General features: G+C 48.1%; 11 protein-coding genes. All 11 read right to left on the bottom strand.

All coding sequences use genetic code 11. The annotated features are described in order from the left end of the window. Positions 1-149 precede the first annotated feature (149 nt). Positions 150-743 (bottom strand): bifunctional phosphoribosyl-AMP cyclohydrolase/phosphoribosyl-ATP diphosphatase HisIE, encoded by a 594-nt coding sequence (gene hisIE, locus VN105_RS12950; RefSeq protein ID WP_325641494.1) that lies wholly within the window; start codon positions 741-743, stop codon positions 150-152. A gap of 21 nt (positions 744-764) precedes the next feature. Continuing rightward, positions 765-1,520, bottom strand: a complete 756-nt coding sequence (gene hisF / locus VN105_RS12945) for an imidazole glycerol phosphate synthase subunit HisF (protein WP_325641492.1) — start codon at positions 1,518-1,520, stop codon at positions 765-767. A gap of 11 nt (positions 1,521-1,531) precedes the next feature. Continuing rightward, positions 1,532-2,677: a 1-(5-phosphoribosyl)-5-[(5-phosphoribosylamino)methylideneamino]imidazole-4-carboxamide isomerase gene (hisA, locus tag VN105_RS12940; RefSeq protein ID WP_325641491.1), complete on the bottom strand. Its 1,146-nt coding sequence runs from the start codon at positions 2,675-2,677 to the stop codon at positions 1,532-1,534. Between the two features lies 1 nt (position 2,678). Further along, a complete protein-coding gene (gene hisH / locus VN105_RS12935) occupies positions 2,679-3,272 on the bottom strand; it encodes an imidazole glycerol phosphate synthase subunit HisH (RefSeq protein WP_142686158.1) in 594 nt (197 codons plus the stop codon). A gap of 4 nt (positions 3,273-3,276) precedes the next feature. Further along, entirely contained in the window at positions 3,277-4,050 is a 774-nt protein-coding gene (gene trpA / locus VN105_RS12930) for a tryptophan synthase subunit alpha (RefSeq protein ID WP_325641488.1), read from the bottom strand. Between the two features lie 8 nt (positions 4,051-4,058). Further along, positions 4,059-5,267, bottom strand: a complete 1,209-nt coding sequence (trpB, locus tag VN105_RS12925) for a tryptophan synthase subunit beta (RefSeq protein WP_209862599.1) — start codon at positions 5,265-5,267, stop codon at positions 4,059-4,061. A gap of 6 nt (positions 5,268-5,273) precedes the next feature. Then, complete coding sequence (locus VN105_RS12920; protein ID WP_325641485.1) at positions 5,274-5,909, bottom strand: phosphoribosylanthranilate isomerase; 636 nt, start codon at positions 5,907-5,909, stop codon at positions 5,274-5,276. Positions 5,910-5,913: 4 nt separating this feature from the next. Beyond that, positions 5,914-6,717, bottom strand: a complete 804-nt coding sequence (gene trpC, locus VN105_RS12915) for an indole-3-glycerol phosphate synthase TrpC (protein ID WP_325641483.1) — start codon at positions 6,715-6,717, stop codon at positions 5,914-5,916. Between the two features lie 16 nt (positions 6,718-6,733). Next, positions 6,734-7,729, bottom strand: coding sequence for an anthranilate phosphoribosyltransferase (trpD, locus tag VN105_RS12910; protein ID WP_325641481.1), 996 nt, complete (start codon positions 7,727-7,729; stop codon positions 6,734-6,736). A gap of 60 nt (positions 7,730-7,789) precedes the next feature. Continuing rightward, a complete protein-coding gene (locus tag VN105_RS12905) occupies positions 7,790-8,359 on the bottom strand; it encodes an aminodeoxychorismate/anthranilate synthase component II (RefSeq protein WP_325641479.1) in 570 nt (189 codons plus the stop codon). Position 8,360: 1 nt separating this feature from the next. Next, positions 8,361-9,783: anthranilate synthase component I family protein (locus VN105_RS12900; RefSeq protein WP_325641477.1), on the bottom strand; the 1,423-nt coding region annotated here is incomplete at its 5' end.

Below are 9,783 nucleotides of genomic sequence, written 5' to 3'. Positions count from 1 at the left end.
GATTACACTGATTACACTGATTCTATTATTTTCATAACCAGGCTTACAAGTTAGTTATCAACCTCTAATGAATAAAAATAAAATCAGTGTAATCAGTGTAATCATCTAAATCCTGCGCCAAGACAATTTACGCCAGCTTCGCTGGCCGGTTATTTATGTCGTTGTTTTAACACCGATATAACATCTGACAGCTGGAAACCCTTTGCCTGCAAAAGGATCAGGTAATGGAACAACAGGTCGGCCGATTCATTAAGGAACAGTTCATCGTTACTGTCCTTTGCTTCAATCACCACTTCTACTGCTTCCTCTCCTACTTTCTGCGCAATTTTGTTGATGCCTTTGGCAAAAAGACTGGCAGTGTAAGATTTATCGGAAGGGTTGTTCCTTCTGTCGGTGATGATGTTTTCCAGGGTAGCAAGAAAATCGTTACTTACATTCCTTTCATCCCAGCAGGTATCGGCGCCGGTATGGCATACCGGGCCTACAGGGCTGGCTTTGATCAGGATGGTGTCCCGGTCGCAGTCTACCATCAGGTCTTTCACGATCAGGAAATTACCGCTCTCCTCTCCTTTTGTCCATAAACGGTTTTTTGAGCGGCTGAAAAAAGTCACCTTGCCTTCCAAAACGGTTTTCTCTACCGATTCCCGGTTCATGTAACCGAGCATCAGCACCTTGTTGGTAACGGCATCCTGTATAATGGCCGGTACCAGGCCATCGGGCGACTTTTGAAAATCTATCTGCATTGTTTATTTATTTCGGGTATCTTAAAATCTTACGTTCACTCCTTTGTTATAGAGAAAGGTCTTGAGCGCAGGAATTTCTATTTCTTTATAATGGAAGATGCTGGCTGCAAGGGCTGCATCTGCCTGTGCGTTCTCAAAAACGTCGGTAAAATGTTCCATAGTGCCTGCACCGCCGGAAGCTATAACAGGCACATTCAGGTGCTGCGCCATTTGCCCGGTGATATCCAATGCAAAGCCTTTTTTTGTACCGTCGTTGTTCATGGAGGTAAGCAGTATTTCACCGGCGCCGCGGCCCACCGCTTCTTTCGCCCAGTCGAACGCCTTTACATCCGTTTTCACCCGGCCACCGTTCAGGTATACATACCAGTCGCCGTCTTCAAACCGCGTATCAATAGCCAGTACAATACACTGGCTGCCAAATTCACGGGCGAGCCGGTCTACCAGCGCCGGGTCTTTAAAAGCTGACGTATTTACAGAAATCTTATCCGCCCCGGATTGCAGCAATACATATACATCTTCCACGGAAGAAATGCCACCGCCTACGGTAAAAGGAATATTCACATGACGGGCAATGCCTGTTACCAGTTCCGCCAGCGTTTTTCTACGTTCATTCGTTGCCGTTATATCCAGGAATACCAGCTCATCAGCTCCCTGTTCCGCATACAAAGCCCCCAGTTCAATGGGATCGCCGGCATCGCGGATATTCTCAAAATTGATGCCCTTCACGGTACGGCCGTCTTTGATATCCAGGCATGGTATGATGCGTTTGGTCAGCATGTACTAATAATTTACAGGAATGTTTTTAATGCATCCATGGAGATATTACCTTCATAGATCGCTTTGCCGATGATAGCGCCGCTGCAGCCAATTTCCTGCAGGGCCCTCACATCTTCAATATTGCTCACACCGCCGCTGGCCACAAAGTTAATGTCCCCGAAGCGTTCTATGATTTTTTTATAGAGATCAACGGATGGTCCCTGCAGCAGGCCGTCTTTAGCGATGTCTGTACAAAAAATATTGGTGACGCCCTGTGCGATATTGCTTTCCAGGAAATCAAACACCGATAATTCTGTTGTTTCCAGCCAGCCGCCTACCGCGATTCTTTCTTCTTTCACATCGGCGCCCAGGAATATTTTGCCGGCGCCATACTTTTTCACCCAGCTGAAAAAAAGTTCAGGCTGCTTCACGGCCACACTGCCTATGGTAGCCAGTGCTGCACCGCTTTCAAATACTATTTCCAGGTCCTTATCCGTTTTAATGCCGCCGCCGAAATCGGTTACCAGAGAGGTTTTACCGGCAATGCTTTCCAGCACTTTCCAGTTCACCACCGCTCCCTTTTTAGCGCCGTCCAGGTCTACCAGGTGAAGACGGCGTACGCCTATCGCTTCAAACTCCTTGGCCACTTCCAGCGGATGTTCGTTATACACTTTCTGCTGGCTGTAATCGCCCTGGGTAAGCCGTACGCATTTGCCGCCAATGATGTCAATGGCAGGTATGATTTCAAATTTTTTCGTTGTCATATACTGATTATCCAAAGGCAGTTCCATTCTAACAAAATTGATCCCTCCTTTAACAAAGTAATCACCTTTCTTCGTATAGCCCAGCCTGTCGTAAAAAGTTACCGCGGTGTCGCGTGCATTACACCAGAGCAGTTTTATATTTTCTTTTTTGCAGATATCTACCAGGTGTGCCAATATTGCTTTGCCAAAGCCTTTTCCCTGTGCAGCCGGTGCAGTAGCCAGCTTGCGGAACTGCGCGGTTCCGTTGCCGGGAAAAAGGGATACCACTGTTACCAGTTGGCCCTGGTCAAAAACGCCAAAGTGCAGCCCGTCTTCATCATGGTCTACCTTCACCGCCTGCAGCGATTCGTTAGGATACAGTACATCCCTGCGGAGCTGCAGGGTATCATCTGCGCTGATCTTCCTGATATTCATCTTACAGGTTCAAAAAGTTTTCAATGATACGGGCGCCGGCCACGGCGGATTTCTCCGGGTGGAACTGCACCGCGTAAAAATTATCCTTCTGCAGGGCGGCGCTGTAGTTGATCACGTAATTAGTGATGGCTACGGTGTCTGCACCAAGCGCTGCATAATAACTATGCACAAAATACATGTAGGCATTTTCCGGTACGTGTTCAAACACTACGCTGTGCAAACCGGTAATATTATTCCAGCCGATCTGCGGTATTTTCAGGAGGTTTTCCACGGGCGACTGGAACCGTTTCACATCCACATCAAATATGCCGATACATTTGGTATCGTTTTCTTCCGAATGTTTACACAATAATTGCATTCCCAGGCAAATGCCCAACACAGGCTGTTTCAGGCCGGCAATCACCTCATCCAACTTCCTTTCCTTCAGGTACTGCATTGCTGTGCTGGCTTCTCCCACACCAGGAAAAATCACCTTATCGGCGGCCATGATCTCTTCATGATCATCCGTAACAGTACCGTTTACGCCTAAACGCTCTAATGCAAACTGCACAGAGCGGATATTACCGGCGTTATATTTTATGATAACCGTTTTCATGTTATTACTGAATTATTCCCGAAATAAACGTTTTCACCGTTTCGTCAATATTGGCGCTTTGCTCAATCGCCCTGATAAAGGCAGTACCTATAATAGCGCCATTGGCATATGCGGATGCCGCCTCAAAAGTAGCTTTATCTTTTATACCAAACCCAATTAAAACCGGGTTCCTGAGCTGCAGCTGTTTCAGTCGCTCAAAATAAGCCTGCTGGTCCTTCATGTCCTTATCTTTTCCCGTAGTGGAAGAAGAGGATACCGCGTAAATAAATCCTTTACTCAGGCTGTCTATTTTACGGATACGCGCTTCACTGGTTTCGGGTGTTACCAGGAAGATGAGGTGCAGGTTATATTTTTCAAAAACAGGTTTATATTCATGCTCATATTCGGCCATTGGCAGGTCCGGTACAATAATACCGTCCACACCCACTTCCGCACATTTGGCACAAAATGCTTCTACGCCATAGGTTAATACGGGATTGAAATACCCCATAAGGATCACCGGCACCTGTATGCTATTCCTGAACCCGGCGAGCTGCTCAAACAATTTGTGGAGGCTCATCCCGTTCTGAAGGGCTTTGGTGCTGCTGTCCTGGATCACGGGGCCGTCTGCCAGCGGATCAGAGAACGGCATCCCCAGTTCAATAAGATCCGCGCCATGTTGTTGCAGGGCGGTCATCACGGGCAAAGTATCGTTTAACTGCGGGAAACCAGCCGTGCAATATATATTTAAAACGCCGTGTTGCTTTTTAGCAAACAGTTGATCAATACGATTCTGCATAATCCATTTTATTTATTCATGTGACGGATATAGGTATCCAGGTCTTTATCACCGCGGCCCGAAAGGCACACCACTACTACATCATCTGTATTCAATGGCAGGTCTTTCAGTTTAGCCAGCGCGTGGGCCGATTCCATAGCAGGAATAATTCCCTCCAGCAGGCTTAGTTCATAAGCGGCTGCCAGCGCTTCTTCATCGGTAGCAGAGAGGAACTGCGCACGGCCTGATTCATACAAATGGGCGTGCATTGGTCCAATACCGGGATAATCCAATCCTGCGGAGATAGAATGCGGTTCTACTATTTGCCCGTCGCCTGTTTGCATGAGCAATGTTTTGCTGGCGTGGATAATACCGATGGTGCCCAGTTGCGTGGTAGCAGCGGAAAACCCGCTATGTACGCCTTTACCACCGGCTTCTACGGCTACCAGCTTTACATTTTCCCGGTCCAGGTAATGGAAATAAGCGCCTGCGGCGTTACTGCCGCCGCCAATACAGGCCACTACATAATCGGGATCCTCGCTGCCGGTTTTTTCCAGTAACTGCTTTTTTATTTCTTCACTGATCACCGACTGGAAACGCGCCACCATATCAGGATATGGGTGCGGGCCCGCAGCAGTGCCCAGGATATAATGCGTATCCACCGGGTTGTTGATCCAGTCGCGGATCGCCTCATTGGTAGCGTCTTTCAGCGTTTTACTACCGCTGGTAGCCGGCACTACAGTAGCTCCCAGCATTTTCATGCGGGCTACGTTAGGCGCCTGTCTTTCTATATCAATACTACCCATATACACCACGCATTCCATGCCCATGAGCGCACACACCGTTGCGGTGGCCACACCATGCTGCCCCGCGCCGGTTTCCGCAATAATGCGGCGTTTGCCCAGGCGCTGCGCCAGCAGGATCTGCCCGATGGTATTGTTTACCTTGTGGGCGCCGGTATGATTCAGATCTTCTCTTTTGAGATAAATTTTCGCTTTATATTTTTCAGACAAACGTTTGGCGAAATACAAAGGGGAAGGCCTTCCCACATAATCCCGTAAAAGGGCCTCAAAGTCCTGCTGGAAAGAAGGATCACTGAGAATACCGAGGTATTGTGATTGTAATTCTTCTACATTGGGATACAGCATTTCGGGGATGTAGGCCCCGCCAAATCTGCCATAATAGCCATTCTTATCCACCTGATACCTGGAGTTGCCGGTATTGATCGCAATATCCATGACCGCTTATTTTATGATTGATGAATGAATTTGTTTTACGAATTGTTCTACCAGCGGGATGTTCTTTACACCCGGACTGTCTTCAAACTTGCTGTTCACATCTGCGGCAAACAACGCCGGCAGCTGCAACTCCCGGATAGCCAAAGCCTGATCCGGTGTGATCCCCCCGCTTAAAAAGAAGGGATGCTCAAAAGGATAGGTTGCCAGCAGATCCCAGTTAAATCTTTCCCCGGTGCCACCGTATAATTTCACAGAGGCCGTATCAAACAGGAAATAATCTGTAACGGGGATATAAGGCGCCACATCTTTTTGCCAGTTCACGTTATCGCCTATACGAATCGCTTTTACTACCGGGATAAACCCCTGCACAGCAGCGCAGAACCCCGGCGTTTCATCCCCATGTAATTGTACCATATCCAGCGCATAATCGCGGATAGTGCGTTCTATCTGTGCCAGGGTGGCGTTTACAAACACGCCTACTTTTTTAATACCGGTTGTTTCCCTTACAGAACGGGGATCAATTTTATTACCGGCAAAGCGGGGTGATATTTCCTGGAAAATAAATCCTGCATAATCCACCTTGTTATTCACAAGCGCCTGCAAATCATTTATCCTGGTGATGCCGCAAACTTTGATACGCATGTTGTTATGATTTAGATGACAGGTCGCTGAGTGTTTGAACAAAATTTTCAAAAGCGCGTGCCGGATCTTCCTGCCTCATGAAATGCTCACCTATCAGGAAACCCTGGAACCCGGCGGCTTTCAGCGTTATAATTGCAGCCGGATCATTGATGCCGCTTTCCGCTACCTTCACTTTATCTGCCGGGATTTTCGGCGCCAGTTCGCAGGAGCGGTTAAAATCGACCTGGAAGGTAACGAGGTCGCGGTTGTTAACTCCTACCAGGTGCGTATGCGCGGTTACTTTTTCCAGCTGCGCTTCGCTGTGCACTTCGAGCAACACTTCCAGGCCAAGGTTATGTGCAAAGGCGGCCAGCTGTGCTACCTGTGCGGCATCCAGGCATTCTGCAATAAGCAGTATCACATCGGCGCCAATAGCTTTTGCTTCCAGGATCTGGTATTCATCTATCACAAAATCTTTCCGCAGGATGGGGATCTGGTTAAAGCTGCGCGCCTGTTGCAGGTCGTCCGTGGAACCGCCGAAATACTTTTCATCGGTGAGTACCGACAGGCCGGAGGCGCCATAACGTGTATACGCAGTGGTTACCTGCTGAACAGTCACGTCGCCGTTGATCAGCCCTTTTGAAGGGGAACGGCGCTTAAATTCCGCGATAATACCTGTTTTTTCCGGCTGCTGCAGGAAATGGCGGAGCGATAATGTTTCCCGCTGGAAGGCGGGCGACTGCTGCAGATCCTGCGCGCTGCGCTGCAGCTTGCGGGCTGCTACTTCGATATGTTTATGAGCAACTATCTCTGCTAAAATATTCTTCATGATAAATTATCTGGTACTACGACTGCAAAGCAATCAGTTTTTTAAACGCATTATGTGCATTGCCCGACTCCAGGGATTCTACCGCGGCGGCGAAGCAATCGTCATAAGAATTATATTTCCCCAGGCTATACAGGCCCATTGCTGCGTTAGCAAAAACAACGGAGTTCTGTGCCCAGGTACCTTCTCCTTTCAGGATCTTCATAAATATCTTTGCAGCTTCTTCGGTGGAGTTGCCACCGTAGATGTCTTCCTGGTGAACTTTACGTTTGCCCAGCTGCTCCGGCGTCCAGTCCTGTTCTCCTTTGTTGGTGATCACTTTTGTATCGGCAGTGAGGGATATTTCATCATATCCGTCGAGGCTGTGAACAATCACAAACTGCTTGTCTGTTTGCTGGAAAAGGTAGTTGTATACCCTTGCCATTTCCAGGCTGTACACGCCTATCAGCTGGTGTTTGGCCAGTGCCGGGTTTACCAGGGGGCCTAACATGTTAAAGAACGTACGGATACCCAGTTGCCTGCGGATGCCTGCCACATGTTTCAGGGCAGGGTGGAACAACGGTGCATGAAGGAAACAGATCCCCGACGCTTCCAGCTCTGTTCTGAGTTTACTGTCGTCGTTCTTGAATTTATAGCCTACCAGCTCCATCACGTTGGAAGCGCCGCTCACAGAAGATACGCCATAGTTGCCGTGTTTGGCCACTTTAGCGCCGGCGCCGGCCACCACAAAACACGACAAGGTAGAAATATTAAAAGTATTTTTTGCATCCCCGCCGGTACCAACAATATCCAGCACATCATAACCATTGAGGTTCACCGGCACGCAGAGTTCCAGCAGGGCGTCGCGGAAGCCCAGCAGTTCATCAATGGTAATGCTGCGCATCAGGTACACCGTCATGAAAGCGGCCAGTTCGCTTTCGTTGTACATGCCTTTGGAAATGCTGATGAGGATATCTTTGGCAGCCTCGCGGCTGAATGTTTTATGTTCGAAAAGGTAGTTAAGAATTTTTTTCATTTTTGAAAGATTTTTGCTGATTGGGTGTTCGATAATGTTAAAACGGATGCCGTGTTGTTATTACAGGCTTAACCAGTTTCTTAAAATCTTTTCGCCCTGCGGGGTAAGCACACTTTCAGGGTGGAACTGTACGCCGCTTACATCATATTTATTATGCTGTACCGCCATAATAAACCCATCCTCATCTTTGGCGGTGATAGTGAGTTCGGCAGGCAGGGTAGATTCATCGATCACCCAGGAATGGTAACGGCCAGCCTGTATCTGCCTTGGTAAATCATTAAACAGCCGTCCATCTTCCTTAATAATATTTACATTGGTAGCCACGCCGTGGTATACTTCTTTCAGGTTGGTAAGAGAGGCGCCAAAAGCTTGTCCGATGGCCTGTTGCCCCAAACACACCCCAAAAATGGACTTGCTGGCGGCGTATTCTTTAATGAGCGGCAGCAGCAATCCTGCTTCTTCCGGGATACCGGGGCCGGGCGATAAAATGATCTTATCGTAGTCGTTTACTTTTTCCAGCGGAATTTCATCATTGCGTACCACGGTTACTTTGCCGTTAATGATCTTTTCCACGAGATGAACGAGGTTGTATGTAAATGAGTCGTAGTTATCGAAAACGAGGATGTTCATACTAAATTTTTTGTGCCAGCAGAATGGCTTGTTTTAACGCATTGAGTTTGTTGTTCACTTCCTCCAGCTCTGAAGAGGCTACTGATTTGGCTACCACACCGGCGCCTGCCTGGTAATACAGGGTATTCATTTTGCTGAGTATGGAGCGGATCATGATAGCGTGGTTAAAGTTGCCATTGAAACCAACAGCGCCTATGCAGCCACCGTAAAAGCCGCGTGCCGTAGGTTCATACTGGTCAATGATTTCCATCGCCCTGTACTTCGGTGCACCGGAAAGCGTGCCTGCCGGGAAAGAAGAAGCCAGGAGGGTAAAGGGGTTCAGCTTCGGATCTACCTTCCCGGTTACCTCGCTCACCAGGTGGATCACGTGGGAGTAAAAATGTACCTGCCGGTAGGAAGCCACTTCCACATTTGTTGCATTCCTGCTAAGGTCATTTCTTGCCAGGTCAACGAGCATTACATGTTCGGCGTTCTCTTTCGGATCTTCCAGCAGTTTATCGGCCAGGAGCTTGTCCTGTTCATCATCGCCGGTACGGCGGAAAGTGCCTGCAATAGGGTGAATGGTAGCTTTACCGTCTGTAATCACGATCTGTGCTTCCGGTGAGGAACCCATTAATTTATAATCGCCGTAATCGAAGAAGAAAAGATAAGGAGAGGGGTTGATGGAGCGGAGCGCACGGTACACATTAAATTCATCACCGGTGAATGATTGCTGGAAAGCCCTGGATAGTACTACCTGGAAAACGTCTCCGCGGAAGCAGTGTTGTTTGCCCTGTTCTACCATCTGCATATATTCCGCGTCCGTCATATTGCTTTTCTCTTCCCCGGTGGTGGCAAACGGATACCCGGGGGAATCTTTGTGCCGGATGAGCGACTCCAGGAGTTCAAACTCACTGTCGATGCCCTCTACCTGGTTTTCACAAAGAAAGAGTTCATCTTTAAAGTGATTGATCGCTATTACATATTGGTAGTAGCGGTAACGCATCAGTGGGATAGTGTTACCGGCCTGTTGTTTTTGCCTGTTAAATTCAATGGTTTCAAAAAACTGAACGGCATCAAAGGTTGTGTAGCCGAAAAGGCTCTGTGCCATTGGTACCGGGTGTTTCCCGGTGAAAGCATAATTGCCGAGGAATTGCTCCATTTCATCCAGTACCTGTTGTTTATTCTTCAGCTCCTTTTTTTCTACAGGCAGGTTGGGATATTTAAATTCGAAGTGTGTGGTGGAAGTAACTTCAATACCTGCAATCGGCTTTACACAAATAAAGGAATAACTGTTGTCGCTGGCCCTGTAGTCGGTGCTTTCGAGGAGGATAGAACCCGGGAATTTATCGCGCAGCCGCAGATATATTCCCACTGGCGTGAAAATGTCTGCCAGCATCTGTTTGGATCTCGTTTTTACTTGGATGGTACGCATGATATATTGG

It is taken from the genome of Chitinophaga sp., from assembly GCF_035564935.1.
In the GTDB taxonomy this organism is placed as follows: Bacteria; Bacteroidota; Bacteroidia; order Chitinophagales; family Chitinophagaceae; genus Chitinophaga.
This window is presented reverse-complemented; position numbering and strand designations above follow the sequence as displayed.